The sequence below is a fragment of the Kibdelosporangium phytohabitans genome (assembly GCF_001302585.1).
In the GTDB taxonomy this organism is placed as follows: domain Bacteria; phylum Actinomycetota; class Actinomycetes; order Mycobacteriales; family Pseudonocardiaceae; genus Kibdelosporangium; species Kibdelosporangium phytohabitans.
On sequence record NZ_CP012752.1, the window covers coordinates 10,803,328 to 10,828,853 of the forward strand.

The 25,526-nt window shown below is 68.9% G+C and carries 26 protein-coding genes; 8 read left to right on the forward strand and 18 right to left on the reverse strand.

The features are described from left to right. Nucleotides 1–30 precede the first annotated feature (30 nt). Both AOZ06_RS48235 and AOZ06_RS48240 read left to right on the forward strand, forming a co-directional pair. Complete coding sequence (locus tag AOZ06_RS48235) at nt 31–1,245, forward strand: LCP family protein (RefSeq protein ID WP_236951976.1); 1,215 nt, start codon at nt 31–33, stop codon at nt 1,243–1,245. Then, nucleotides 1,245–1,925, forward strand: coding sequence for a TIGR03089 family protein (locus AOZ06_RS48240; RefSeq protein ID WP_054295506.1), 681 nt, complete (start codon nt 1,245–1,247; stop codon nt 1,923–1,925). The genes AOZ06_RS48235 and AOZ06_RS48240 overlap by 1 nt, the downstream gene beginning before the upstream one ends. Here the strand turns inward: AOZ06_RS48240 and AOZ06_RS48245 are convergent. Continuing rightward, complete coding sequence (locus AOZ06_RS48245) at nt 1,912–2,961, reverse strand: META domain-containing protein (protein WP_054295507.1); 1,050 nt, start codon at nt 2,959–2,961, stop codon at nt 1,912–1,914. The two genes, AOZ06_RS48240 and AOZ06_RS48245, sit on opposite strands and share 14 nt — an antisense overlap. Nucleotides 2,962–3,004: 43 nt before the next feature. Next, nucleotides 3,005–4,564: a class I adenylate-forming enzyme family protein gene (locus tag AOZ06_RS48250; protein ID WP_054295508.1), complete on the reverse strand. Its 1,560-nt coding sequence runs from the start codon at nt 4,562–4,564 to the stop codon at nt 3,005–3,007. A gap of 103 nt (nt 4,565–4,667) precedes the next feature. On the opposite strand from AOZ06_RS48250, the gene AOZ06_RS48255 reads away from it, so the two are divergent. Next, entirely contained in the window at nt 4,668–5,825 is a 1,158-nt protein-coding gene (locus tag AOZ06_RS48255; protein ID WP_054295509.1) for an acyl-CoA dehydrogenase family protein, read from the forward strand. A 54-nt stretch (nt 5,826–5,879) separates the two neighbouring features. Here the strand turns inward: AOZ06_RS48255 and AOZ06_RS48260 are convergent, their stop codons facing one another. Then, nucleotides 5,880–6,197, reverse strand: coding sequence for a hypothetical protein (locus tag AOZ06_RS48260; RefSeq protein WP_157233648.1), 318 nt, complete (start codon nt 6,195–6,197; stop codon nt 5,880–5,882). 451 nt (nt 6,198–6,648) lie between these two features. Here AOZ06_RS48260 and AOZ06_RS48265 point away from each other — a divergent pair, with 451 nt between their 5' ends. Then, nucleotides 6,649–6,996 carry a hypothetical protein gene (locus AOZ06_RS48265; protein ID WP_054295511.1) on the forward strand — a complete coding sequence of 116 codons (348 nt, stop codon included), beginning with the start codon at nt 6,649–6,651 and terminating at the stop codon, nt 6,994–6,996. Between the two features lie 291 nt (nt 6,997–7,287). Here the strand turns inward: AOZ06_RS48265 and purE are convergent, their stop codons facing one another. From purE to AOZ06_RS48290, 5 genes are all read right to left on the reverse strand, one after another. Continuing rightward, the gene (gene purE, locus AOZ06_RS48270; RefSeq protein WP_054297467.1) at nt 7,288–7,773 is read right to left on the reverse strand and encodes a 5-(carboxyamino)imidazole ribonucleotide mutase; all 486 of its coding nucleotides are present in this window, start codon (nt 7,771–7,773) and stop codon (nt 7,288–7,290) included. A 23-nt stretch (nt 7,774–7,796) separates the two neighbouring features. Then, nucleotides 7,797–8,984, reverse strand: a complete 1,188-nt coding sequence (locus AOZ06_RS48275) for a 5-(carboxyamino)imidazole ribonucleotide synthase (protein ID WP_054295512.1) — start codon at nt 8,982–8,984, stop codon at nt 7,797–7,799. A gap of 7 nt (nt 8,985–8,991) precedes the next feature. Next, the gene (locus AOZ06_RS48280) at nt 8,992–10,179 is read right to left on the reverse strand and encodes a glycosyltransferase family 87 protein (protein ID WP_054295513.1); all 1,188 of its coding nucleotides are present in this window, start codon (nt 10,177–10,179) and stop codon (nt 8,992–8,994) included. Then, a complete protein-coding gene (locus AOZ06_RS48285) occupies nt 10,176–11,489 on the reverse strand; it encodes a glycosyltransferase 87 family protein (protein WP_157233649.1) in 1,314 nt (437 codons plus the stop codon). Before AOZ06_RS48285 ends, AOZ06_RS48280 begins: the two co-directional genes overlap by 4 nt. A gap of 151 nt (nt 11,490–11,640) precedes the next feature. Continuing rightward, the gene (locus tag AOZ06_RS48290) at nt 11,641–12,459 is read right to left on the reverse strand and encodes a hypothetical protein (RefSeq protein WP_054295515.1); all 819 of its coding nucleotides are present in this window, start codon (nt 12,457–12,459) and stop codon (nt 11,641–11,643) included. Between the two features lie 203 nt (nt 12,460–12,662). Between AOZ06_RS48290 and AOZ06_RS48295 the strand changes: the two genes are divergently transcribed. The 3 genes from AOZ06_RS48295 to AOZ06_RS48305 all read left to right on the forward strand — a co-directional run bounded on the left by AOZ06_RS48295 (nt 12,663) and on the right by AOZ06_RS48305 (nt 16,208). Then, nucleotides 12,663–14,951 (forward strand): sigma-70 family RNA polymerase sigma factor, encoded by a 2,289-nt coding sequence (locus tag AOZ06_RS48295; RefSeq protein WP_054295516.1) that lies wholly within the window; start codon nt 12,663–12,665, stop codon nt 14,949–14,951. 136 nt (nt 14,952–15,087) lie between these two features. After that, nucleotides 15,088–15,645 carry a GtrA family protein gene (locus AOZ06_RS48300; protein ID WP_054295517.1) on the forward strand — a complete coding sequence of 186 codons (558 nt, stop codon included), beginning with the start codon at nt 15,088–15,090 and terminating at the stop codon, nt 15,643–15,645. A gap of 23 nt (nt 15,646–15,668) precedes the next feature. Next, complete coding sequence (locus AOZ06_RS48305; protein WP_054295518.1) at nt 15,669–16,208, forward strand: GtrA family protein; 540 nt, start codon at nt 15,669–15,671, stop codon at nt 16,206–16,208. Between the two features lie 205 nt (nt 16,209–16,413). Here AOZ06_RS48305 and AOZ06_RS48310 read toward each other — a convergent pair whose 3' ends face one another. Both AOZ06_RS48310 and AOZ06_RS48315 read right to left on the reverse strand, forming a co-directional pair. Continuing rightward, a complete protein-coding gene (locus AOZ06_RS48310) occupies nt 16,414–17,691 on the reverse strand; it encodes an ATP-binding protein (RefSeq protein ID WP_054295519.1) in 1,278 nt (425 codons plus the stop codon). A 26-nt stretch (nt 17,692–17,717) separates the two neighbouring features. After that, nucleotides 17,718–18,398: a response regulator transcription factor gene (locus tag AOZ06_RS48315; RefSeq protein ID WP_054297468.1), complete on the reverse strand. Its 681-nt coding sequence runs from the start codon at nt 18,396–18,398 to the stop codon at nt 17,718–17,720. Nucleotides 18,399–18,431: 33 nt separating this feature from the next. Here AOZ06_RS48315 and hisN point away from each other — a divergent pair, with 33 nt between their 5' ends. Then, complete coding sequence (hisN, locus tag AOZ06_RS48320) at nt 18,432–19,193, forward strand: histidinol-phosphatase (RefSeq protein WP_157233650.1); 762 nt, start codon at nt 18,432–18,434, stop codon at nt 19,191–19,193. Here hisN and AOZ06_RS48325 read toward each other — a convergent pair. The 8 genes from AOZ06_RS48325 to AOZ06_RS48360 all read right to left on the reverse strand — a co-directional run bounded on the left by AOZ06_RS48325 (nt 19,190) and on the right by AOZ06_RS48360 (nt 25,483). Continuing rightward, nucleotides 19,190–19,468 (reverse strand): hypothetical protein, encoded by a 279-nt coding sequence (locus AOZ06_RS48325; RefSeq protein ID WP_054295521.1) that lies wholly within the window; start codon nt 19,466–19,468, stop codon nt 19,190–19,192. The genes hisN and AOZ06_RS48325 overlap by 4 nt on opposite strands. Further along, a complete protein-coding gene (locus AOZ06_RS48330) occupies nt 19,458–21,689 on the reverse strand; it encodes a TNT domain-containing protein (protein WP_054295522.1) in 2,232 nt (743 codons plus the stop codon). The genes AOZ06_RS48325 and AOZ06_RS48330 overlap by 11 nt, the downstream gene beginning before the upstream one ends. Before the next feature lies 1 nt (nt 21,690). After that, complete coding sequence (locus AOZ06_RS48335; protein WP_054295523.1) at nt 21,691–22,002, reverse strand: WXG100 family type VII secretion target; 312 nt, start codon at nt 22,000–22,002, stop codon at nt 21,691–21,693. Then, on the reverse strand, nt 21,999–22,442 hold the full coding sequence (locus AOZ06_RS48340; RefSeq protein ID WP_054297469.1) for a YbaB/EbfC family nucleoid-associated protein: 444 nt from the start codon (nt 22,440–22,442) through the stop codon (nt 21,999–22,001). The genes AOZ06_RS48335 and AOZ06_RS48340 overlap by 4 nt, the downstream gene beginning before the upstream one ends. Nucleotides 22,443–22,519: 77 nt before the next feature. After that, nucleotides 22,520–23,089 (reverse strand): GNAT family N-acetyltransferase, encoded by a 570-nt coding sequence (locus tag AOZ06_RS48345; protein WP_054295524.1) that lies wholly within the window; start codon nt 23,087–23,089, stop codon nt 22,520–22,522. A 14-nt stretch (nt 23,090–23,103) separates the two neighbouring features. Then, nucleotides 23,104–24,033 (reverse strand): hydroxymethylglutaryl-CoA lyase, encoded by a 930-nt coding sequence (locus AOZ06_RS48350; RefSeq protein ID WP_054295525.1) that lies wholly within the window; start codon nt 24,031–24,033, stop codon nt 23,104–23,106. Between the two features lies 1 nt (nt 24,034). Further along, nucleotides 24,035–24,622: a PH domain-containing protein gene (locus AOZ06_RS48355; RefSeq protein ID WP_054295526.1), complete on the reverse strand. Its 588-nt coding sequence runs from the start codon at nt 24,620–24,622 to the stop codon at nt 24,035–24,037. An 81-nt stretch (nt 24,623–24,703) separates the two neighbouring features. After that, nucleotides 24,704–25,483 carry a biotin--[acetyl-CoA-carboxylase] ligase gene (locus tag AOZ06_RS48360; protein WP_236951977.1) on the reverse strand — a complete coding sequence of 260 codons (780 nt, stop codon included), beginning with the start codon at nt 25,481–25,483 and terminating at the stop codon, nt 24,704–24,706. Nucleotides 25,484–25,526 lie beyond the last annotated feature (43 nt).

Consider the following 25,526-nt stretch of genomic DNA (forward strand, 5'->3'; position numbering starts at 1 on the left):
GGGGTTGGAGGGGTGGGGAGGAGAACGTCGGTGAGTGACGAAGAGATTTCGCACGCGCCGGATCGGAAGTCGAAAGGGCGCGTGGCACGCGCCGCGTGGATGACCGGCCGGGTACTCGTGGCGTTGGCGTCCGCAGCTTCGCTGGTGGCCGCGGGCATGGCCAGGGACACCGTGCAGACCGTGCGGGAGAACGTGCCGACGTCGGACGTGTTCACCGAGGAAGTCGAACGGACCGCGCCGCCCGCGGACGACGGCGCGGACGACTACCTGATCATCGGCAGCGACACGCGCACCGACGCCAAGGGCAACCCGTTGCCGGAAAAGGTGTTGCGGCAGTTGCGGACCGAGGCGAGCGACGGGCTGAACACCGACACGATCATCCTGCTGCGCATCCCCAAGGGCGGCGGCAAGGGCTACGCGATCTCCTTCCCGCGTGACACGTACGTGTCGATCCCCGGCTACCAGGACGACAAGATCAACTCCGCGTACGGCGTGATCAAGTACCGGACCGCGCAGAAGCTGCGCGCCGAGGGCAAGACCGACCGCGCCGAGGTCGACCGGCTGTCGTCCACCGCCGGGCGGTCCGCGCTCACCCAGGTCGTGCACGACCTGACCGGCGTGCGCGTCGACCACTTCGCCGAAGTGAACCTGTACGGGTTCTACCTGCTCACCGAGGCCATCGGCGGCGTGCGGGTCTGCCTGAACCACGCGACGAGCGACCCGAACTCCGGCGCGAACTTCCGCAAGGGCGTGCAGAAGGTGTCCGGCGGCTCCGCGTTGGCGTTCGTGCGGCAGCGCGACGGCCTGCCGCGTGGCGACCTCGACCGGATCGTGCGCCAGCAGGCGTTCCTCGGCTCGGCGATGCAGCAGTTGCTGAGCGCGGGAACCCTGACCGACCAGGGCAGGCTGTCCGCGCTGACGGACGCGGCGTCGAAGTCGATCGTGGTGTCGCCTGGTCTGGACATCCTGCAACTGGCCCGTCACCTGGGGTCGATGTCGTCGGGCGCGGTCGAGTTCGTGACGATCCCGGTCGTCGCGGTCGGCGCGCGCAACGAACGCGGCCAGAGCATCATCACGGTGGACGTGCCGCAGGTCAGGCAGTTCGTGGCCCAGCTGCTCGGCAGGCAGGCGCCGCCGCGGTTCGCCGCCGCGCCACGGCCGCTCGTGCTCGACGGCGCGCTGCCCCGGCAGCGACCAGCCCAGCAGCAACCGACCATAATAGACGGTGTGAGGTGCGTCGACTGATGTCAGTGACAGAAGCTTTGTTCCGGCCGTTGCTCGCCGGTGACCGAACCCGCCCGTTGATCACGCACTACGACGACGCGGCAGGCACGCGCGTCGAGCTTTCCGTTGCGACGCTGGCCAACTGGGCGGCCAAGACGGCGAACTGGCTGAGCGAGGAGTTCGACGTCGAACCCGGCACGCCGGTCACGGTCGACCTGCCGGCGCACTGGCAGACGGCGGGCGTGCTGCTCGGCGCGTGGTGGTGCGGCGCGCACGTCACCGCGTCCGCACCGGAAGTGGCACTGACCACAGTGGACGCAGTGCCACCGCCGGGCGCGGCGTGGGCGGTGGTGTCGCTCGACCCGATGGGCATGGGCCTGCGCGGCTCACCGCCGGACGGGGCACTGGACTACATCTCGGAGTCCCGGATGTTCGGCGACGACTTCTTCCCGGTGCGGCAAGTCCCCGGCTCGACGCCCGCGCTCGGCGCGTTGACCGTCGCCGAAGTCGTCGAATCCGCGCGGGAGAAGGCGATCTCCGGCCGCGTATTGTCCACATTGGAGTGGACGGTGCCGGACGGGGTGATCTCCGGGCTGCTTTCGGTGCTCGCGGGCGGCGGTTCGCTCGTCCAGGTGTCCAACCCCAGCAAGGCCGACGCCCACCTCGAATCGGAACGGGCCACGCCGATCACCGCGTCCTGAGGGCCAGCTCGCCGAGGCTGGACCTGAGCTGCAGTCCGGTCCCGGTGATCTGGATGTCGGGGAAGCTCTTGAGCAGGTCGGCGAGCTTGTCCTCCTGCTCCATGACCGCGGGCTCGCAGGCCTTGCGCGTCCTGCCGAGGTTCTGCACGACGAGCTTGCCGCCCGCGACGACCGCCGAACCGGTCATGTCGTTGCACCCGATGGTCGCGTTCAGCTTGCCGTCGGCGAACTTCACCTGGGTCTTGCCGTCGGCGGAGACGAACTCCTTGCCGCCCAAGCCGTTGTCCGTCGAACCGACCTTGAGCTGGAGCCCCTTGCCGGACGGTTTCGTGAGGGTGAGCGTCTCGTCGTCGATGCGGTACGTCAGCTCGCCGTCCAGCAACGGCAGGATCTCGTCGGCCTGCGGGCACCCGGCCTGGGTCGTGGTCACCTCGCGGAACGTGACCTTCTCGGGCGTGGCCTGGTAGCGACCGCCGAGCTGGTTGCACTGGTTGCCGGCCTCGACGGCGCCGTCCTTGAACGTGACCCAGGCGGGCGCCTGCACCGTCGTGGCCGTGTTCCCGTCGACGACGGTGTCAGCGACCCAGGTCGGGCCCTCCAGGTCCGCGGGCTGCTCGGTGGCGAGCTGGATCTGCGTGGCCCCGGACTTCAAAGTCAGCGTGGTGCCGTCGTAGCGCCACTCCGGTTTGCTGCCGAGCAGGCCGGTCAGCCAGGTGTCCTGTTCGTGGCGCGGCTTGTCACAGCCCATGTCGGTCACCGCGAGACCGTCGGCGGACAGCCGCGAATTGCTCGTGTCCACCGGACCGGACATGTGGTTGCAGCCGGCCCGAACCCGAATTTCACCCTGTTGGGTGAACTCGAGCCGGATCCGGGTCCCGTCCACCAGCTGTCTGGGTTTGCCGTCCTCGGTCACGGACTTGGACAGGAACACCTGTCCGCTGAGATTCGGCTGGTTGCCGCCGGGTGCGGTCGTCCCACCACCACCACAGCCGGCCGCGAGCAGCCCCAAAGCTCCGACAATCACGACACGCCTCATGCGTACAGGACGTAACGAGCCGACTACCGGGTTGCACACGCCCTCAGCCCAGGCGGTCCCGCAGTTCCCGCTTGAGGATCTTGCCTGCGGCCGACACGGGGAGCTGGTCGGTGACGATCACCTCACGGAGCCGTTTGTACGGGACGACCTGCTCGTTGATCGCGGCCATCACGTCGCCGGCGCGCACGTCCGGCCTGCTCGGCACCACGAACGCGACCGGGAGTTCTCCCACGTCGTCGCTCTTGCGGCCGACCACGGCGGCCATCGCGACATCCGGGTGGGCGATCAGCAACTCCTCCAGCTCACGCGGGTAGACGTTGTAGCCCTTGTAGATCAGCATGTCCTTCTTGCGGTCCACGATGGACAGGAAGCCGTCCTCGTCGAACACGCCGATGTCACCGGTGTGCAGCCAGCCGTCGACCAGGGTCTGCGCCGTCTCCTCCGGCCTGTTGAGGTAGCCGAGCATCACCTGCGGGCCGCGGACGCAGATCTCGCCGCGCTCGCCGAGCGGGACCTCCTCCGTGCCGCCCTCCACCGGGGCCAGCTTGACCTCCGTGTCGAAGACAGGCACGCCGACGGTCCCGACTTTCCGCAGGCCGGACGTGAAACAAGGGGAGGCCGCCACGCCCATGGTCACCTCGGTCAGGCCGTACCCCTCGGCGATCACCGCGTCGGGCATCTTGCGCTGGAGCGCCTTGGTCATCTCGTGGGGCATCGGGGCCGCGCCCGACCCGACCGCCAGCACGCGCGTCAGGTCGGTGGTCGCGAAATCCGGGCAGGCCAGCAGCGCGGCGAACAACGCGGGCGCGCCGCCCATGTAGTTGATCCCGTACTTGGCGGCGTCGGCCAGGTAGGCGGCCGGGTCGAAACGGTCGTGCAGGATCGCGGTAAACCCCGTCAGCAGCAGGATGTTCAGCCCGCCGATCGTGCCCATCGCGTGGAACCACGGCGTCAGGTTGATCGCGCTGCCCTGGCCGAGCCTGATCCGGTACTCCGCCGGGTCGCTGACCTGGTCGAGGACCAGTCCACCCGCGTCGTCCAGCGCGGGCACCGATCCCGACTGCCAGCAGGCGAACTGCAGGGTGTTGACCACCACGTTCCGGTGCGGCAACCGCACGCCCTTGGAACGCCCGGTCGTCCCACCCGTGTAAGCCAAATGGGCCAGGTCACGGTAGATGTCGATCTCCACGGCAGGCGGCGAGTCCGGTTGGCCCGCGCAGATCCCGGCCACGTCACCGGACCGGACGGCGAGCACCGCGCCTGCGTCCGCGAGCTGGGCCTCGATCACCGGCTCCGGCATCAGCGGGTTGACCGGGACGAACGTCGCCGCGGCCAGCAGCAGGCCGTAGTACGCGACCGGGAACGGCAGGCAGTTCGGCATCCGCAGAGCCACCCGGTCCCCCGCCTTGACACCCCTGCTGACCAGGCCGTTCGCGAACTGGCACGCCTGCAGCCACAGCTGCTCGTAAGACAGTTCGGCGCCGTTGTGGCGGAACGCCACATGATCACCGAACCGGCGCGCCGAGCCGGCCAGGATCGCGCCGGCGGCGACCTCCGGGTAGTCGAGCTTCTTACCGAGGTGCGGGGGCCAAGTAAGGCTCATCCGATGAATGAAACTCAAGTGCGTGCCACGACACAAGCTCGGAGTAGTAAACGGGGGCTAACATCGGGATCGTTGTTACTGGTCGGTTGGAAGGCGGAGCACGGTGAACGCGGGCGTATACCAGCTGTCGGAAGAGCACGATGCTGTGCGCGAGGCAGTTCGCGCGCTCTCAGAGAAGGAGATCGCGCCGTACGCGGCCGACTGCGACGAGAACGAGCGGTACCCATCCGAAGCCCGTGACGCGCTCATCCGATCCGGCTTCAACGCGCCGCACATCGGCGAGCGGTACGACGGGCAAGGCGCCGACGCGATCACCACGTGCATCGTGATCGAGGAGGTGGCGAGGGTGTGCGCGTCCTCGTCGCTGATCCCGGCGGTCAACAAACTCGGCTCGATGCCGATCATCCTGTCCGGGTCGGAGGAGCTCAAGAAGCAGGTCCTGCCGTCGCTCGCCTCGGGCCAGACGTCGATCTCGTACGCGCTGTCGGAGCGTGAGGCAGGCTCGGACACAGCAGCCATGAAAACCCGCGCACGCCAGGACGGCGACACGTGGGTGCTCAACGGGACGAAGTGCTGGATCACCAACGCGGGCGAATCGAGCTGGTACACGGTGATGGCCGTGACCAACCCCGATGCGGCGAAGCCGTCACAGGGCATCTCGGCCTTCGTCGTACACGCCGACGACCCAGGTTTCTCCGTGGGGCCCAAGGAACGCAAGCACGGCATCAAGGGCTCGCCGACCAGGGAAATCTACTTCGAGAACTGTGTGATCCCCGGCGACCGCATCATCGGCGACCCCGGCACAGGGCTCAAGACGGCGCTGCGCACCCTCGACCACACGCGTCCGACGATCGGCGCACAGGCAGTCGGCATCGCCCAGGGCTCACTCGACGCGACGATCACGTACGTCAAGGAGCGCAAGCAGTTCGGCAAAGCGATCGCCGACTTCCAAGGCGTCCAGTTCATGCTGGCCGAAATGGCGATGAAGATCGAAGCAGCCCGGCACATGGTGTACGTCGCAGCCGCCAAGGCCGAACGCGGTGACGCCGACACGGGTTTCGTTGCCGCTGCCGCGAAGTGCTTCGCGTCCGACGTCGCCATGGCCGTGACGACGGATGCCGTGCAGCTGTTCGGCGGCGCCGGTTACACGCGTGACTTCCCCGTCGAGCGGATGATGCGGGACGCGAAGATCACCCAGATCTACGAGGGCACCAACCAGATCCAGCGCCAGGTGATGGCCCGCTCCCTGCTCAAGGGCTGAGCTTCCGGACGTTGCCCTTCTCCAGCTCGGCAGGGCCGGAGAAGGGCATTCTCGTCACTTGAAGTCCTTGAGGTGACCAGGGCACCGATACGACACCAGCAGCCTGATCACCTCGGTCGCCTTGGAGCTGTACGTCTCAGTCGCCACCGTGATCAGTTTGTCGGTGCTGTGACCCTCGCTCAGCTTGGTGCAGATCGACTCGGCAAGACCGTCGACGGTCTCGGGGGTCGCGGAACTGTCGACAGGATTGATCTCCGCGTACTGGCGCATCAACTCCGATCTGGCGATCGGCTGGGGCGCGGCAGGTTGCTGCTGGTCCCCGCCGCCGAGAACCAACACGACCACGGTCGCGACGACCGCAGCCACGAGCATGGTGGCGACTATGAACCCAACGATTGTGTCCGGCCTGCTCATCTGCACCTCGCGGCTCGTTCCGTGGTCGTGTTCGCGCCTGCCGACGAACAGGCGCTCGATGCGATGACAGTCCAAATTGCTCAATGCGGTGTTACGCCATCGGCCGGTGCTGGACTCGACGATGCTTTTTCCGCTGGTCGAACAGGGAACACGAATCGGTCACGACCAAGCTGTCACCCGATCGGTCGCCGACTGGTCGAGTGACAGACCCGCTTCAGCGACAGCACGTTCGCGATTCAGCAGATCCCGCCGAGTCGGCGCGCACCACTGCCCCGCTGTCTGCGAAATTCCCGACTGTCCACTCCTGCTGGTGAAATCGCGTCACGTGAACGGGTGACATCGGTGGACCGGCCGGCCGGATCGAGCACTGTGGAGGGAGCCAGGTCCGCCATCGAAAGGACACGTTCCGATGCGCACGCGCACCGCTCTGCTCGCTGTCACGAGTGCGTTCGCCCTGTTCCTCACGATTCCCGGTACCGCGTCGGCGGCTGTGGGGGAATTCACCTACCGGTACCTCGACGAGGACGGCGACGTCCAGTCCGGTTCCCTGATCGACCCGCCCAGCCGTGAATGCATCGACATCCCGGAAGTCTCCGACCTTGAGGACGTCCACGCGTTCCGTCCCCGGAACGACACCGGCTCGCGCGCGGTGGTCTTCAAGGAAAGCGGGTGCGAAGGGGACGCCTACTTCTCCCTGCGCCCCGATGGCGGGCACGGTTCCGACAGGCTCCTGCTGCGTTCAGTGGTCTTCAACTAACCCCCTCGTGAGTGTTTTGGCCGGTTCTAACCGGCCAAAACACTCACGAGTTCGGTGGCTGCTCAGCCGATTCCGATAGCGTGCAGGAGCGCGGACAGTGCCGCGACCAGCTGGCCGATGATGCTCATGGATTACCTCCGTGTGGTTCGTGGCGATCACACCGTCGCCGGGGAGGTAATTCCAGCGCTTCTTCATTGCGGCCTGATTAACCTCATTTTCCGGTAGGTTAACCTCACGCTTGTTGAATTTCCACGGCGTGACGCCATGAATTCAGCGCAGCGCGAAATGGCGTCACGAGTCGTGCTGGCGGGCCGCCGTTTTGCGGAGGTTTTCGTCTTTTTCCAGAACCATCGCTTCGAGGCTGGCCTGGAATTCCGCCATCTTCTTCTGCAGCGCCTGGTCGGTCGCGGCCAATATCCGCACCGCCAGCAGGCCCGCGTTCCGCGCACCGCCGATCGACACGGTCGCGACGGGCACACCCGCGGGCATCTGCACGATGGACAGCAGGGAATCCATGCCGTCCAAGTACTTCAGCGGCACCGGCACGCCGATCACCGGCAGCGCTGTCGCCGACGCGACCATGCCGGGCAGGTGCGCCGCGCCGCCCGCTCCCGCGATGATGACCTTCACTCCGCGGCCGGCCGCGTTCTGCGCGTAGTCCAGCATCCGGCCCGGTGTCCGGTGCGCCGAGTACACACCGACCTCATAGGACACTCCGAACTCGTCCAGTGCCGTCGCCGCCGCGGACATCACCGGCCAGTCCGAGTCGCTGCCCATGATCACGCCAACGTCGACCACTTCTACTTACCTCCGTGAACGTCGTAGCCGTCCGGCCAGGTCGCCGTCGACAGCCAGTCCGCGGCGAACCGGGCGCGTTGCCGGACCTCCGCGAGGTTCGTGCCCAGCACCGTCACGTGGCCGATCTTGCGCCCCGGCCGCTCGGCTTTCCCGTAGTGGTGCACGTGTACGTCCTTGTACCTGGCGAACAGGTGGTGCAGCCGTTCGTCGGTTCCCATGTCCGGTGTGGACCGTGCACCCAGGACGTTGGCCATCACGATGACCGGCGCCACGGGGTCCGTCGAACCGAGCGGGTAGTCCAGCACCGCCCTCAGGTGCTGCTCGAACTGGGACGTCGCCGCGCCTTCGATCGTCCAGTGGCCGGAGTTGTGCGGGCGCATCGCCAGCTCGTTCACCACGAGCCCCGACGCGGTCTCGAACAGCTCCACCGCCAGGACTCCCACCACGCCGAGCGTCGACGCGATCCGCAGCGCCAGTTCCTGCGCCTCGTCCGCCCGTTCTTCCGGCAGGTCCGGTGCTGGGGCCAGGACTTCCACGCAGATCCCGTTCGACTGGACGGTCTGCACGGTCGGCCACGCCGCTCCTTGGCCGAACGGCGAACGCGCCACGACAGCGGCGAGTTCACGCTTCATGTCCACGCGTTCCTCGACCAGCAGCGGTGTTCCGGCTTCGAGGAGCTCGGCCACCAGTTCCCCGCCCGAGGACGGCACCATCCACACGCCACGGCCGTCGTAGCCGCCGCGCGCTGCCTTCAGCACCACCGGCCAGCCGTGCCTCTCGCCGAACTGGGTGACGTCCGACACGGTCTTCACCTCGGCGTACGCCGGGATCGGCACGTCCATCCCGGCCAGGCGGTCGCGCATCACGAGCTTGTCCTGCGCGTGGATCAGCGCCTCCGGCCCCGGGTGCACCGCGAAGCCCTCGGCGACCAGGGTGCGCAGGTGCTCGGTCGGCACGTGCTCGTGGTCGAACGTCAGCACGTCGACCGCCGATGCGAAGCCGCGCAACGCTTCCAGGTCCGTGTGGTGTCCGATGGTCACGTTCGGCGCCACCAGCGCCGCCGAGTCGGTCGGTGAGACGGCGAGCACGCGCAACGACTGGCCGAGCGCGATCGCGGCCTGCTGGGTCATCCGGCTGAGCTGGCCGCCGCCAACCATGCCGACAACGGGAAAGCCGGTAACAGGGTCCACGAGCAGGTCACCCTACCTGCGTCAACTCGCGAGCCGGACGCCAGGAGTACAGCGCGGCCCCGAGCAGGGCGATCGGGTAGATCAAGTACCCCCATCGGGTCGCGGGCATCAGCAGCATCGCCACGCCCAGTCCCACGCCGGTGCGCAGCAGGATCTCCGCGGTCGTGCGCGGCGGGCGGGCCAGCAGCCACCACACCATCCCCACGGCGGCGAGGCCGAGCAGGACCAGCACAGCCGTGTGCCCGACCGGCCCGGTCTGTTCCAGCAGGTGCCCCGGCAGCGGGCTGCCCGCTGGCGACCGCACCTCGGCCATGTTCGCCGGGAAGCGGATCACGTTGTCCACGAACGCTTCCCAGTTGGCCGCGGCCGAAATGCCGGTGAACGCCACGAGCCCGCCTGCGAACGCGGCGAGAAAACGCCACGAGAACCCGAGAGCCACGGCGACGACCGCGGCGGCGGGCAACGCGGTGAGCTTCATGCTCGACGCCAGCGCCAGCACCAACCCGGCCGCCCAAGGATTGGACCGTGTCGCCAGTACGGCTCCGAGGATGAGCAACGCGACCACGGGCATGTCGTTGCCTGCGACAGCGGTGGACAACGTGGTGAACGTCGTCAGCGCGACGAACTGCACCGACCGGATGGGCAGCGACGGCCAGTCCAACGCCTTGAGCACCAGCAGGAAGATCACGAGCGTCACGACGAACGCCACGATCCGGGCATCGGTCAGCACGGACCGCCCGAACAGGGCGTTGGGCAGGCCGAGCAGCGCCATGGCCGGGCTGTACGGCGTGTAGTCGTCGACCACGGGCGGCCGGTTCAACGTCGACAAGTCGACATATGGCGATCCGGTGGACAGCAGCAGCCGCCCGGCCCGCTCGATCACCCACACCTCGGGCTGCGCGGTCATCGAATGCGCGGGCGATCCCCAGTCCCGCCCAGTCATCCGCTTGAACACCAGCACGAGCGTCGGCACGACCATGCTGAGCACGACCACGTACCCCACCGGGACCCAGCGCGACCCCTGACGCCTGGACAGCAGCAGGATCACGGTGTGCAGGAACGCGAACGCGTACCCGGCGAGCGCGAAATTACCCCACACCCGGAAGCCGTAGAACTCCGAGAACACCGCCGTGTAGACCGCGTCCAGGCCGAAACCCAGGTAGAAAACGGCATCGACGGCCAACGGCCGCTTCACGAGGATTGACCGGCAGGCACCCTCGGCTGGTCGTCGCCCGCCTCCGCGCGGGCCCGCATCCGGCGGCGCCACACCCGGATCGCGATCGCGATCCCGGCACCGACCGGGACGATCATGTAGGCACTGCCGGGGATGAACTCCCACCAGTGCCACAGCAGTTCCTTGCTGTGCCCACCGCGCATCCACAGCAGGACGCAGCTGACGAACACCGCGAACACCGCCAGCGGCGCGACCGCGGCCCGCGTGACCCGCCAGAAGCCCTGCGGCAGCGGGTCGGGCATCCGGGCGATCAGCATGACCAGCAGCGGCACCACCCACACGTAGTGGTGCGTCCACGTCACCGGGCTGAACAGCAGCCCGAAGAAGGCGCTGACCAGCAACGCCGTGACAGCTCGATTGTGCCGGTGGAACCGGCGGACCAGCAGCATCGCCGGGATCGCGAGCAGCGCCCCGATCGCCAGCGCGATCTTGGTCGAGTTCGGGTCGAGCACCGTGATCCGGTTGATCAGCCCGTTGAGCGACTGGTTGCCGTTCCAGAACACCGGGCCGATCCGCATCGGGTCACCGACGATCGTGACCGTCCAGTACTTCCACGCGTCGTGCGCGGAGATCAGGAACATCAGGCCCTGCAGCCCGGCGAACGTGGCGAACGCGCGGATCGCCGCGGTGCGTTTGCCCACCAGCACCAGGTGCGCCACGAAGATCAACGGGGTCAGCTTGATCGCGGCGGCGATGCCGACCAGCACACCGGCCCACTTGCCGACCCGGCCGCCCGCGTCCGCGATCACCAGCACGTCGACCACGACGATGACCATCAGGATCAGGTTGATCTGGCCCAGGAACAACGACCGCCAGACCGGCTCCATGCCCAGCATCAGCACCGAGAACCAGACCGTGGCCTTCGTCGGTGACAGCCAGCTCGGCCGGTTGGTCACCTTGTCCAGCGTGATCCGGATGACCAGGCTCATCGACAGCACGGACACCACGGACAACAAGCCCCACGCGACCGTCGTCGGGAACGGCGCCAGCGGCACGAAGAACAGCGCACCCGGGGGTGCGTAGGTGAACGGCAGCTGCGCCCACCACGGCTCGGCCAGCAACGTCATCTTGTCGTACAACGGCTCGCCGGTCAGCAGCGCGATACCGCCGGCGCGGTACACAGCCGAGTCCACGCCCATCCGGCCGTGCGCCAGCCACACGACGATTCCCGTGATCAGGAACCCGGCAGGCACCGCCAGCACGACCCACATCGCACGCCACGACCCGACGAACCACTCGACCAAAGCCGTGACCCGACCTGCTGCCCGCACGGGCGCACCCCCACTGCGCTCGTCACCGTCGCTCACGCGAACAGCAAATCACGAAGTCCACCCGATGGTGGTTGGAGCCCCCGGATGGCCCCTCGTGAGTGGTTGGTCCGGTTAGAACCGGCTTAACCACTCACGAGGTTTACCTGGGGTTTCACAGTCTTCCGAGATCGTCGATCAGGTCGCAGGCCTTGTCGTGCGTCGCCGGCAGCCGGTGCAGGCGCACCTCCACCGGCCCGAGCGTGTGCAACTGCGGGTCGACCGACAGCCGCTCGGCCAGGATGAGCTGGGTGTCCGAACAGCGTTTGGCCAGGTCAGGCTCGCGTTCGGTGAGCACCACGGCGACCGACGGGCCCAGTAGCGCCAGGCTCTCGCCGCCGTCGAAGACCTGCCTGAGCACGTCGGCGGCCAGCACCATCGCCATCAGCCGGGACCAGCCGACCACCGCGGAGAGGTCGATACTCACAGTGAGCAGAACGTGACCAGGCGTCCGCTCGTCCCGCGACGCCTGCCGGTAGATCTCACCGAGCCTCGTCCGCAGGTAGGCGGCCGTCGACAGCCCGGTCAGACCTTCCCTGACCTCGCTGCGGGCGATCTCCGCCGTCGACACGTCCGCCCAGGCCAGCGCCGTCAGCCGGAGCAGCCTCGCCGGCGTGGCATCCGGGTTGGCCATCACCAGCCGGGGATCGCTGAGCACCGCGTGCAGCGCCGCGACGTCCGTGAGGGTCTCGTCCAGTCCCGCCCCCGACACCGCACGCGCCCGGCCGAGGTCCGCCAGCGGGTCAGCCAGGTCGGCTTTGACCAGCGCGGACGCGCACACCGCGTCGACCTCGGGCAACGCCCAGTCGCTCGGGTAGCGCCAGCCGGCCGCGATGCTGGCGGTGCGCCACCTGGCACGCAGGGACCGAAGGGCGGCCTCAGCGCCATCGGCGTCGCCACGGGGTGACCGTGAACCCGCTTCGCGAACCGCCACAGTTACCAGTTCCTCTCCGCCGGTTTGAAAGATCCGGATCTGAAACGTCGCTGGGCCTCAGGTGTGACGCGGTTCCAGCCGAATTGTCATGCGAACGGGTTACCCGCTCACGCTGAGCTAACAAACAGCGTGACCGGGGAGATGACTCCGTGACGTGGGTCAGTCACACTTACCCACATCACGGGCAGCGACGAGGGAGGCACGTGTCCACAGTTCCCGCTGAGGTGCACGGCCCGAGTGACGCCGAACTGATCGACTCGGTACGCAAGGGCACAGTCGCGGCTTACGGGTCGCTCTACGAGCGGCATGTCGGAGCCGCGTACAACCTCGCCCGTCAACTGTCCCGTTCCCAAGCCGAGGCCGACGACCTGGTGTCGGAGGCCTTCGCGAAGGTCCTCGACACCCTGCGCGCCGGACGCGGCCCGGATTCAGCCTTTCGGGCGTACCTGCTCACCGCTTTGCGGCACACCGCCTACGACAAGACCCGCCGTGACAAGCGCGTCGAACTGTCCGATGACGTCACGACAGTCTCCGGCGCGGACACGGCTGTCCCGTTCAGCGACACGGCCGTCGCCGGGCTGGAACGCTCGCTCGCCGCACGGGCGTTCGCGCGGCTGCCTGAACGCTGGCAGGCCGTGCTGTGGCACACCGAGGTCGAGGGACAGACGCCCGCCGAGGTCGCGCCCATCCTCGGCCTGACGCCCAACGGCGTGAGCGCGCTCGCCTACCGGGCCCGGGAAGGCCTGCGTCAGGCGTACCTCCAGGTGCACCTGGCGGAATCGACGAGCGAACGCTGCCGCGCGACCGCCGAGCGGCTCGGCGCGTGGACCCGCGGTGGTCTGTCCAAACGCGAGACCGCGCAGGTCGAGGCCCACCTGGACGAGTGCGAACGCTGCCGTGCGCTCGCCGCCGAACTGGCTGACGTCAACAGCGGCATGCGCGTGTTCATCGCGCCGCTCGTGCTCGGTGCCGGTGCCATCGGGTACCTCGCCACGACCGCGAAGGCCGGATCCGCGGTGTTCGCCGGAGTCACCGCAGGCGCTGCCGGAGGGACGGCGGCAGGTGCCGGTGGCGCCGCGTCGTCGTTGCCACGGCAGTTCGTCGGGGTGGGTGCGTCCGTCGCAGCCGTGGCCGCCGCGGTCGCGCTCGCGTTGACGGCCGCGGAGGTCCCGGACATCCCCGCGGCGCAACCTGTGCCGACGTCGCCGTCGGTGCCGACGCAACAGCCGCCACCTCCGCCGAACCCACCAGCTCCGCCACCGCCACCTCCGCCACCGCCGCAGAGCGCGCCACCGACGCAGCAGCCACCGCCACCTCCGCCGCCACCACCAGCTCCGACGCCGTCCAGCCCGGCGCCGAGCACTCCGGCGCCGCCCGTGCCGCCGCCGCCTCCGCCTGCGCCGCCGAACCTCACTGTGCCGTCACCGCCACCGTTGACGCTGGTACCGGGCAGCGGCCCGACGGCCCTGCCGCTGTCGGTGACCAACAACGGCGGCAGCATCTCCGAACCGGTTGTCGCCTCACTCGCCCTGCCGCCCGGTGTGAGCGCGGTCGGCGCGGACAAGCTGACCGGACCTGGCCTGCTGCGGCTCAACGGCGCGCGTCAGCCGAGCTCGGTGGCGTGCCCCAGCGGTTCCGGCACGGTCACGTGCAGCACCGACTCGGGTCTGCAGCCAGGGCAGTCGGTGACGCTGGTGTTCCAGCTCGTCGCCAGCCCGGCCAGCCCCGGCGGGACCATCACCGGCACGATCAGCGCCGGTACCTCGGTCAGCGTGAAGATCTCGGTGAACGTCGAGGTGCCGCCGCCACCGAAGAAGGACGGCGTGTCGGTCTACGCCTTCCAGGACTGGCTCGGCATCCCCGCGCCCGGCCGGTGGCACCACCCCAGCCTGCAGGCCGTGGCCAAGAACACCGGCGAGAGCACCAAGCAGGTGACGGTCACGTTCGACCAGCCCGCGAAACTGCTGACGGCGTGGCCCGCGGCCTCGTGCACGACGAACGGCGCGATCACGAGCTGCGTGACCTCGGCGCCGTTGAACCCGGGTGACCGCTTCTACCTACGGGTCCAGCTGACCAAGCCGACCGGGGAAGTGAGCACCGCCGACCGCGGCCGGCCGCCGTTCTGGCAGCACAGCAAGGTTCTGGTGACCGCGTCGATCGGTTCGGCGAGCGCCAGTACGACGGTGAAGCTGCCGTGGTGGAGCTGGCCGGTGCCGCCGGACCCGAAGCCGACCACGACGAAACCCCCGGCGACCACGACAACGCCACCGAAGACGTCGACCAAACCGCCGAACACGGGCACGAAGCCGACCACGACCACGACCACGACACCGCCGGCCAGGGAAACGTCGAAACCCGGCACGACCACGACACCGAAAACGACGACCACGACACCGCCGCGTTCGGAGGAACGCCCACCGAACGACTACTGCTCACGACTGGGAGCGGTGGAGCGCCTGCTGGCCGTGATCACCGGCCGCTGCCCGCCGTGACCTGTGCCCCGGACCACTGGCCCAGGCACGAGATATGTCTGGTATGCGGGGATGCTCCGGGTATGGGCGTGGCCGCGCACACAATGCGCGGCACTGCTGTCAAGGCCCCATCAGTGGATCAGTAGGCTTTGCCGCCATGGCCGTCGTACAGAGCGTTCTCAAGCGTCTCCCCGAGCCGGTACGCAAGATCATGCTCAAGCACCGCGAACTGCTCAGATTCGCCGTTGTCGGCGGAATCTGCTTCGCCGTGACGACCGCCGTGAACTACACGCTCAAGCTTACGATCTTGAACGCGCACCCCGTCACCGCCCTCTCCGTGGCGGTGATCATCGCGACGATCGTGTCGTACATCCTCAACCGCGAGTGGTCGTTCCACACCCGAGGGGGACGCGAACGCCACCACGAAGCCGCCCTGTTCTTCCTGATCAGCGGAATCGGCGTGGCACTGAACTCGACCCCGCTGTTCGTCAGCCGGTACGTCTTCGACCTGATGGTGCCGAATGTGAGCCTGGTCACCCAGGAGGTCGCCGACTTCTTCAGCGGCATGATCCTCGGCACCCTCGTCGCGATGGTGTTCCGCTGGTGGGCCTTCAAGAAATGGGTGTTCCCGGAGGCCGGTGTCCGCGGTCGCACCACCAAGACCGGGCGCACCCTGCACGCCGTCGAAGACGACGAAGATCGTCGAGCGGCGTAGGACCTTTTCCGTAAACTACGGAAGTGTCGATTGTCGAAAGCGTGCTGGCTCAGGTCCCCGAGCCGCTGCGTTCGATTCTGATCAAGCACCGCGAGCTGCTGAAGTTCGCCATCGTCGGCGGAACCACGTTCGTGATCGACAACGGCCTCTGGTTCCTGATGAAGCTCACCGTCCTGGAGAGCAAACCGATCACGGCCAAGGCCATCGCGATCATCATCGCGACGATCGTGTCCTACGTCCTGAACCGGGAATGGTCCTTCCGGACCCGCGGCGGGCGCGAACGCCACCACGAAGCCGCCCTGTTCTTCCTGATCAGCGGCGGCGGTGTGGCGATCAACCTGGTGCCGCCGTACGTCTCCCGCTACGTGCTGGACCTCCAAGTGCCGCACGTCGAACGCTGGGTGCAGGAAGTCGCCGACTTCATGTCCGGGTCAGTGGTCGGCATGCTGCTCGCGATGTTCTTCCGGTTCTGGGGTTTCCGGCGCTGGGTCTTCCCTCAGGCCAACGCCCGTCCTCGGATCGTGCGCACCGATCCGGGTGATGAGGATCTCGGGCATTCCTGACTGTCTCTTGTGTCTTCGTGGCTCGCACGGAACGAGCTTTCCCTCGCCGGGGGCTGACCTCTGGGCAGGAGCCTTTGTGCTCTGGTTCCTTGGTGGGTTCTCAGGGGCGTGGGCGCTTGCTGCTGCGGGTTGGTTGCGCGGTTGCTTTCTTGGGCTGGTGTCGGCAGTCTTCTCTGCGTTTCCTGTCCGGTTCGACTCCGCTCCTTCAGCGGGGGGATCGCTCCGCTGGCCATCGGACTCCGCGCAGGTCGTCCACCCTGGGCACTGGCAGGAAGATCGTGAACGTCGCGGGGCGTGGTACCGACAGCTCCAGCCGTCCGCCGTCCGACTCCACGAGTGCGCGGGCCAGCGCGAGCCCTACGCCGGTCGAGCCGACGCCGGAGACACCGCGGTCGAAGATGTGCGCGACCAGTTCGTCCGGTACTCCGTTGCCGCCGTCGGTGACCTCAATGGACACCGTCGCGTCGCTGCTGCGGACCGTCACCGAGACCGGACCTGCGCCGTGTCGCATCGCGTTGTCCAGCAACACCCCGATGGCTTCTCTCAGCCGGGCGGTCGTCGCCTTCGCCAGCGGTCTGCCGTGTACGCGGACGCGGAGGGCGCGTCCTTTCGCGCGCAGCGGTTCACGCCATTCGCCTGTGATCGCGGGCAATGCCGCTGCCAGGTCCACCGGTTCCGCGTCGGTCGCCCTGGCCTCGCGGGCTGCCGCCAGCAGTTCGTCGAGCACGTCGCCGAGCCGTTCGGCCTGTTCCAGCGCGGCTGCCGCGTCAGCGGCGTTCTCCGGGTCGCTGGTGTGCTGCAACGCTTCGAGCCTGAGTTGCAGGGCGGTCAGCCTGCTGCGCAGCTGATGTGAGACGTCACCGACCAGGTCGCGTTCGCGCTGCACCAACTCGGCCAGCGCACCCGCGGACGTGTCCAGGGCCTCCGCCACCCGGTCCAGTTCGGCGACGCCGTAGCGGCGCGCGTCCGGCTTGAAGTCCCCCGCGCCCAGCCTTCCCGCGCGGTCGGCCACGTGGCCCAGTGGTTGGGCCAGCCGCCTGGCTGTCACGATCGCGACACCGCTGGCGATCGCGATCGTGATCACCACGACCAGCACCACCAGCCCGGCGACCTGCGTCTGCCGTGTCCTCGTCGGACCGGCAGGCACCTGGATCACGACCGTCCCCTCGCGGACGATCTTGATCGACTCGGCCAGCATGTCCTCGCCCAGATCCGGGCCGATCGACTGGGACGGCCTGCCTGGCAGGGCCACGATCAGCCTGCCGCCCGGCGGCACGAGCGACTCCGCGTCGGCGATGTCCGGCTCGCGGTTGTTGGCCAGGTCGTCGTCGAGCACCACGCCGATCTGCTGCGCCCTGGTCTGCAACTCCTCCCTGGTCAGCGTCTCGACCTGCTGCAGCGCGACGTAGCCGAGCGGGATGCCGAGAGCCAGCGTCGTCACCGCGACCGCCAGCAGGATCGCCAGCAGGATCCGCCTGCGCATGCGTCAGTCCCGTCCGTCCTCGCCGGTCAGTCGGAGTTGAACCGGAAACCGACACCGCGGACCGTGGCGATCCGCCGCTCGGTCGCCCCCCGCGGCCCGATGTCGCCCAGTTTGCGGCGCAACCAGGACATGTGCATGTCCAGTGTCTTGCTCGTCTTGCGCTCAGGCGCGTCGTCCCACACCTCGGCGAGGATCTCCTCACGCGTGACCACCTGGCCCGCGCGCTGGATCAGCACCCGCAGCAGCTCGAACTCCTTGTTGGCGAGCGTGATCTCCTGGCCGTCCACGGTGACCACGCGGCCCGCCATGTCCATCTTGACGCCGTTGACCTCGACCGCGCCCGGTGCCTGGCGGCGCATCAGCGCCCTGATCCTGGCGAGCAACTCGGCCAGCCGGAACGGTTTGGCCACGTAGTCGTCGGCCCCCGCGTCCAGCCCCACGACGAAGTCCACCTCGTCGGCGCGCGCGGTCAGCATCAGCACCGGCAGGCCACGGCCCGACTGGCGCAGCCGCCTGCACACCTCCAGCCCGTCCATCCCCGGCAGCCCGAGATCGAGCACCAGCAGGTCGGCTCGACCCGCGTCGGCGAACTCCAACGCACTCAGCCCGTCGGTGACGACCTCCACGGCGTAACCCTCACGCTGCAGAGCGCGTGACAACGGGTCTGCGATCGCCGAGTCGTCCTCGGCCAGCAGCACCACACTCACGGCCACCACTGTAGGCCTGGCAACATCAGGACTGTGTCATCCAGCCTTGACTTCGCGTTGCGTCTCGCCGACGCGGCGGACGAGATCACGTCAGCCCGGTTCCGCGCGCAGGACCTGAAGGTCGCCCGCAAACCGGACCGGACCCCGGTGACCGACGCCGACACGGCCGTCGAGGACACCATCCGCGCCATGATCACCGAGCGTTTCCCCGACGACGACATCGCGGGTGAGGAACGCGGCGGCGAGATCGGCTCGGGCCGCACCTGGGTGATCGACCCGATCGACGGCACGAAGAACTTCCTGCGCGGTGTGCCCGCGTGGGCGACGTTGATCTCCCTGGTGATCGACCGCGAGCCGGTCGTCGGCGTGGTCAGCGCCCCGGCGTTGGCCAAGCGCTGGTTCGCCGAGGCGACCGAGGGCGCGTACACCGACGACGGCCGCAAGCTGTCCGTGTCGGGCGTGCTGTCCCTCGACGACGCCTACCTGTCCACCACGCACCTCGGGTCGTGGGTGGATTTCCACTCCAGGGAGGCGTACCTGCGGCTGGTGGACGCGTGCTGGGAGAACCGCGCGTTCGGCGACTTCTGGCAGCACTGCCTGGTGGCCGAAGGCGTGATCGACGTGGCCGCCGAGGCGATCGTGAACCCGTGGGACGTCGCCGCGGTCGAGATCATCGTCAAGGAAGCAGGCGGCCGGTTCACCGACCTCAAGGGCACGGACACCTTCCTCGGCGGCTCGGCCCTGTCGACCAACGGCCACCTGCACGACGCCGTGCTGGCGAAGCTGTCCTCCTAGTCCTCCTTGATCACGCCGACCGCACCACGCGCGACCTGGGCCCAGGTCAGCCGGCCGAACAGGTAGTGGCACGCGACCTGTTCGTTGGTGAACCTGGCCCAGTCGTAGCGGTTGCCCTGTTCGCGCCAGAACACTTCCCAGCTGATCTGGCCGTTCTCGTCCGGGTCGTCGGAGCGGATCAGGCACCACGCGTTGTCGGCCTCCGTGCCGATCGACACCAGTTCCGCCGGGATGCCGACCGCGCCGAGCCAGCCGGTGATCGACTCAGCCTTCATTGCCTGTCTCCTGTACTGATTGCTCGGCCGGTTCCTCGGCGACGTACCCGAGCGCGATCAGGTCGAGCGCCGGGTGAGTGGTCCGGTAGCGCACGCCACCGCCGGTCTGGCCGAACCACGCCGCAGAGACCCCGCGCCACACCGGAAGTGGCCGCAGTACGCGGTATCGGCGGTACTCGGCGTGCACGTACGACGGCGGCAACGACCGCTGCGCGAACGGGATGCCCGCTTCGGCGAAGACGCGGCCGTCCGGTGCGCCGAAACGGTCGATGAGCGTGCCCGGTTCGAGGACTTCCGGCTCGCCCGGTGCCGTCGCGCCCTCCGGGAACAGCTCGCTCGGCGGCCAGGCGTACTCGGTGTCCGCGGTGTCCCGTCCGCTGCCCTCGCGGACGACGAACCGGCGTGCCCAGTCCCGTTCGTTCTGCCCGGCCAGCGGGTCGTGGTCACGTGTCACGGCACCGGCCGGAATGGACGGTCCCGGCACGACTTCTTCCCCGCCCGCCAACGCAAGCGCGTCCGTGTCGTCGACCAGATCCGACTGGGGGTGGTCGTTCGGCTCGAACCGCATGCCCGCCGCGTAGTCGAACTCCGCCGACGGCGGCGGCAGCTGGCGTGACGGGCGGGCGGCGGCCACCGGCATGTGACCGATCGGGAACATCCGCACCAGCCACAGCGCGATCACCGCGTCCCGGTCCTGCTCCGGTTTCCCAGGCGCTGCCGCCGGAACGGCAACAGGAGGCGGGGGCTGCTGACGGCCCGGCTCGGCGGTGACAGCGACCGCCGCGGGAGGCAGCGGTGCCCGCGGGCCTTGCTGCTGCGGGCTTTGCTGCTGCGGGCTTTGTTGCTGCGGTGGGACGACTGGTTGCGCCCCAGCTACTGGCGGTGGCACGACAGGTGATGCCGTGGCCTGCGGCGGTGGCACCGCGGCGCCACCGCCGACGAACGGGCTCGCGGGTGAGGCGGCCGGAGGCTGACCGATGGTCGCCTGCGCCGGAATGCCCGCTGGCGCTTGCTGTACGGGCGGTTGCGTCGCGGGTGGGGGTGGGGGCGCGTCCAGCACAGCGGCCGCACCGGCGATCTGCACGCCGTGGTCCGGCCTTGGGAAACCGGCTGGCGGCGTGGGTGCGTCGACGAGTGCGGGCAACGGGCCGGTCACCGGGTCCGAATGCCCGGCACCAGGCGGGAAAGCGTGACCAGGCGGCTCGGCAGGACCACCGTGACCGGGCCCGAACTGGCCGGGAGATCCGGCGGAACCGCCGTGGCCGGGCCCGAACTGCCCTGGTCCGAACTGGTCGGGATCGACCACCGGTGGCGCGACACCGGGAACCCCAACCGGCGGCACCACACCAGGCCCGTGGCCACCGCCCACTACCGGCGGCACCACACCGGCAACGTTGTCCACCACCGGCGGCAGGACACCAGGCCCGTGGCCACTGCCCACTACCGGCGGCACCGCACCGGCAACGTTGTCCACGATCGGCGACAGGACACCGGGGCCATGGCCACCACCGGCAACCGGCAGCACGCCAGGGCTTGCCTGCCCACCGGCTACTTGCTGCGCGGCACCGGCTGCGCTGTCCACGATCGGCGACACGGCGGCGGAAGCGTCCGTGACGACCTTCCCGGCGCCGTCAGCCAGGCCCGTGACCGGAGTCAGGAGGCTTTGGCCTGCGCCGCCCGGGTTTGTGTTCACGAGTGGCTCGACCGTGTCCATCACCACGCCGCTGACCGGCTGGACCGCGGTGACCAATGTGGAGTGCAGGTCCGCCAGGTTCGCCGCTGCGCCACGGATCGCCGTGTCCAGGCCGAGCAGGGCGGTCGGGTCACCGGCTTGGGCGGCGTGCTCGGCCACGTCCACGTTCTTGGCCAACGGGGTCAGCTCGCGGACGATCGCGAGCTTGGCCTGGCCGATCTGGTCGGCCGCGTGGTCGAGCTTGTCCGCGTTCGACACGCAGCCCTTGGCGAGTCTCGTCAGGTGCCCGGTGTCCGGTTGGACGAACGTGCCCCAGTGCCGCCGGGCCGCGTCGGCGCCCGCGCCTTGCGTCGTGTTCAGCGCGGACCGTGCCGTCGTGTCCGCTTCGCTGATCAGGGTGTCGATCTTCTTTCCGGTGTCGCGCCACGCCTGCGCGACCTCCCGCATCTTGTCCTCGTCGGCGGACGGCCACTTCACGCCGGTCCTCGCCGCGATGCCGGCCAGCTCGGCGGGCAGCTCGATTCCCATGTCAGACCTTGTCGAAGCCGTCGGCGGCGGAGGACTCGGCGTCGCGGTAGGCCCGCGCCATCGCCGTCAGCCGGTCGCCCATGTCCCGCAACTGGCCGGACGCGGTGTCCACACCGGAGCGGATCGCGGTCGACGGTCCTGAGTAGATGGCCGCGAAGCTCTGCCCCACTTCGTCTTTCCCCCATGGCTGGCCGAGTGAGTCGAGCGTCCGGTTCAGCTCGGCCGCGATCGACGACGCCCGCTCGGCCAGGCCGCCGAACTCGCCCGCGTGCCGGGTCAGCCGTTCGGAGTCGGTGCGGAAGCCGTCCTTCACCCTCGCCCCCTCGGGTTGTCCAGCCAGTTCACGTCTTCGAAGCTGTCGTCGTCAGCGGCGTGCTTGGGCCGCCGCGGGGCCAGTTCCGCGTCGGTCAGGTCGGCCTTGCCCGCCAGCAGCGCCCCCGGATCGGTCTGCACGGGCAGCAGCGGGCTGACGGTCCGGTTGGCGGTCTCCGACGCCTTCACCACGGCCGCGGCCACCGTCTTGAGGACGACCTTCGCCAGATCGGACGGCCGGTGCCGGAGGTAGGCGTCGTCGGAAAAGGTCAGGTCCGCCAGCGTGCCGCGGCCGCTGACAGTGGCGACGACCGTGCCGTCCGGGCTGGTGACGGATTCGTTGATGGCCGCGAGGGTCTGCTGCATGGAGGCGAGCTGCTCGCGGCTGCGCCGGTAGTCGGCCAGCAGTTCCTCGACCTGCGCCCGGTGATCGGAAGCCACAGCCACCTCCGGTTCTGCTTCGGCGTACACGCCCGGTCACGAGTTGGACGCGGCGTCCGCCGATCTGGTTCCACCTGTCATCCGACGGATTTCCGGACGAGCGCGCGCCGCACGCCCCGGCGTTCCACCAGCATGAACCCCGCGTCGAGGAACATCGAGAGGGTGCCGTGGTACAGATCGCCCGAACTGGCCCTCGCGCCTTTCGTGTCGACCGGGTAGGCCTCGACGATCCGCGCGCCGTGCTTCGTGGCGTACCGCACGGCCCCGTCGAGCAACTCGGCCCCGACGCCGCGGCGCCGCGCGGTCCGGTGGATGAAGAAGCACGTCACCGACCACACACCGGTGAGGTCCTCACCGGGATCCGGTGGCGCGGCGACAACGGAACGCGTCAGCCGCTGGTAGTCCGAACGCGGCGCGACAGCGACCCAGCCGACGGCCACATCGCCGTCCATCGCCAGCAGGCCCACAGGTTCGCCCGATCGAGCGAGGTCCTGCGCCGCCTGCCGGTTGGCCTCGCCGCTGTTCTGCCGGAAGTCCGCACCTGCCAGCCGGAAGAACATGCACCAGCACCCCTGGACCGCGCCACGCGGCCCGAAGAGGCGTTCCTGAGCGGGCCAGGTCTGCTCAGTCAGCTCGACGACACGCATGACGTCGAAGAGTGTCAGCCGCGCAGCGCTTGAACAACCCGGGACGGGCTCGGCCTGCCGAGCTGATCGGCCATCCACGCACTGGTCTCGACGAGCTTGGTCAGGTCGACGCCGTGCGAGACGCCGAGCCCGTCGAGCATCCAGACCAGGTCCTCGGTGGCGAGGTTGCCCGTCGCCGACTCGGCGTACGGGCAGCCGCCGAGACCACCGGCCGACGAATCCACCGTGGACACTCCACACTGGAGCGCGGCGAGCGTGTTGCTCAACGCCTGTCCGTACGTGTCGTGGAAGTGCACGGCCAGCTGGTCGGGCGAGCCGAAGTCCGCGATCAGCGCCTCGACCAGACCAGGCGTGGCGACGCCGATCGTGTCACCGAGGGAGAGCTGCGAGCAGCCCATGTCGAGCAGGCGCCTGCCTGCCGCGACCACCTGCGACCGCGGCACCGGGCCTTCCCACTGGTCGCCGAAGCACATCGACAGGTAACCGCGCACTTCGAGACCCTCGGCCCGCGCCCTGGTCACGACCGGCTCGAACATCTCGAACTGGCTGTCGAGCGTGCGGTTGAGGTTCTTGCGCGCGAACGACTCGGTGGCGCTCGCGAAGATCGCGATGTGCCCGACCCCGGCTTCGAGCGCCCGGTCGAGCCCGCGCTCGTTCGGCACGAGCACCGGGTAGCGCACGCCGTCGCGGCGGGTCATGCCCGCGAGCAGATCCGACGCGTCAGCCAGCTGCGGCACCCACTCGGGGTGCACGAAGCTGGTCGCCTCGATCGTGGTCAGCCCCGCGTCGGCCAGCCGGGAGATGAACTCCAGCTTGACGTCCACGTCCACAACGGACTTCTCGTTCTGCAGGCCGTCGCGCGGCCCGACCTCCCAGATGGTGATCCCGGCTGGGAGGCCGGCGGCGCGTGACGCGACGGTGTCCGGCAGGCCCTCGGCGACCACCTCAGTAACCCTGCGGCGGGAGCTGCTGGGTCGGCGGCGGCTGGTGCTGCTGCTGGGCAGGCTGGTGCTGCTGCTGGGCAGGCTGCTGCTGGATGAAGTCGTCGTCCGGGTTGTCGTTGATCTCCCGGTACAGCAACGAGTGCACCTTCTCGACCTGGGGGATGTCGTCGAACTCGAGCGGCTCCTCGCTGGAGGACTCGATGATCAACGTGCCGCAGCCGACGATCCGGTCGGTCAGGCCGTGCTCGAACCGGACACTCGAGATGCGCGACAGCGGGATGTCGATACCGGTGCGCTTGATCACGCCCTCCCGCGCCATCACCCGGTCGGTGGTGACGATGAAGTGCGTGGTGCGCCACCGGACGAACGGTGCGATGAACAGCCACACGATCAGGATCAGAGCCACGGCGCCGATCAGGATGAACGCGATCGTGCTCCACGACAGGTCCTGCGCGAGGATGGCCAGCCAGATCGCCGCCCCGAGGGTGACGATCAGCACGATGTACGGCACCAGCAGCATCTTCCAGTGCGGGTGCTTGTGGATCACGACACGCTCATTCGTGCTGAGCAGGTCGTCTGGATAGGCCACGGTGTCCTCCCGTACCCGACGATGACGCGCCTACCGTACCGGCGCGAGGACCGTCCGGTGGCAAGGACGGTGGATCTCGCCCTAAGTGGCCGCCCGCAAGTGCACGACATCACCCGCGGGGACCGACCGGTCATGCCCCTCGGCGTCGCGGACCACGAGCGTCCCGTCCGTCTCCAGGTACCGCGCGGTGCCCTCGAACGAGCCGTCGCCCAGCTCGACGCGCACCTCCTGGCCGAGAGTCACGCAGTGCCTGCGGTACTCCTCGTGCAGGCCGCTGGCGAACGGGTCACCGCCCGCCGCGCGCCACGGCGCCTCCCACCGGTCGAGCTCCACCAGCAACCGTTCCGCCAGGACAGTCAGGTCGAGCTCGTCGGCCCCTTCCCCGGCCAGCGAAGTCGGCTGGAGACCGCCGGGGGCCAGCTCGGCCTCGACCGGCTGGACGTTCAGGCCGATGCCGAGCACGACGCCGTTCTCGCTGGTCGTGGCCAGCACACCGGCGCCCTTCTTGCGGTCGGGGCCCAGCAGCAGGTCGTTCGGCCACTTCAACACGGCGGGCACGCCCGTCGACAAGGAGACGTTCACCAGGGCGACCCCGGCCAGCAGCGTCAGCCACGGCAACCGGTGCCCCGGCACGCCCGGGGCGTAGTAGATGCTGGCGTACAGCCCGCCCGGCGGCGACGTCCACGACCGGGAACGCCTGCCCTCACCAGCGGTTTGCTGCCGCGCGATGAGGACTGTGCGGTCCGGTGGCCGCTGCCGGTCCAGATCCGCGTTGGTCGACTCGGTGCTGTCCACGACCGTGAGCCCCGCGTAGGGGCCGGTCGGCTGCGTCAAACGCTGCGCAAGGTAGTCGCCGTCCACACCTATGACATTAGGGCGTGACATGAGCAACGTGAGGAAACCG

What these genes read in the sequence shown, in the direction of transcription:
- AOZ06_RS48330 (WP_054295522.1), bottom strand. Translation starts at nt 21,689, where the DNA reads ATGGGAATCGAGCTGCCCGCCGAGCTGGCCGGCATCGCGGCGAGGACC.
- AOZ06_RS48250 (WP_054295508.1), bottom strand. Translation starts at nt 4,564, where the DNA reads ATGAGCCTTACTTGGCCCCCGCACCTCGGTAAGAAGCTCGACTACCCG.
- purE (WP_054297467.1), bottom strand. Translation starts at nt 7,773, where the DNA reads ATGGGCAGCGACTCGGACTGGCCGGTGATGTCCGCGGCGGCGACGGCA.
- AOZ06_RS48325 (WP_054295521.1), bottom strand. Translation starts at nt 19,468, where the DNA reads ATGAAGGCTGAGTCGATCACCGGCTGGCTCGGCGCGGTCGGCATCCCG.
- AOZ06_RS48260 (WP_157233648.1), bottom strand. Translation starts at nt 6,197, where the DNA reads ATGCTCGTGGCTGCGGTCGTCGCGACCGTGGTCGTGTTGGTTCTCGGC.
- AOZ06_RS48245 (WP_054295507.1), bottom strand. Translation starts at nt 2,961, where the DNA reads ATGAGGCGTGTCGTGATTGTCGGAGCTTTGGGGCTGCTCGCGGCCGGC.
- AOZ06_RS48310 (WP_054295519.1), bottom strand. Translation starts at nt 17,691, where the DNA reads ATGCGCAGGCGGATCCTGCTGGCGATCCTGCTGGCGGTCGCGGTGACG.
- AOZ06_RS48240 (WP_054295506.1), top strand. Translation starts at nt 1,245, where the DNA reads ATGTCAGTGACAGAAGCTTTGTTCCGGCCGTTGCTCGCCGGTGACCGA.
- AOZ06_RS48345 (WP_054295524.1), bottom strand. Translation starts at nt 23,089, where the DNA reads ATGCGTGTCGTCGAGCTGACTGAGCAGACCTGGCCCGCTCAGGAACGC.
- AOZ06_RS48300 (WP_054295517.1), top strand. Translation starts at nt 15,088, where the DNA reads ATGGCCGTCGTACAGAGCGTTCTCAAGCGTCTCCCCGAGCCGGTACGC.
- AOZ06_RS48265 (WP_054295511.1), top strand. Translation starts at nt 6,649, where the DNA reads ATGCGCACGCGCACCGCTCTGCTCGCTGTCACGAGTGCGTTCGCCCTG.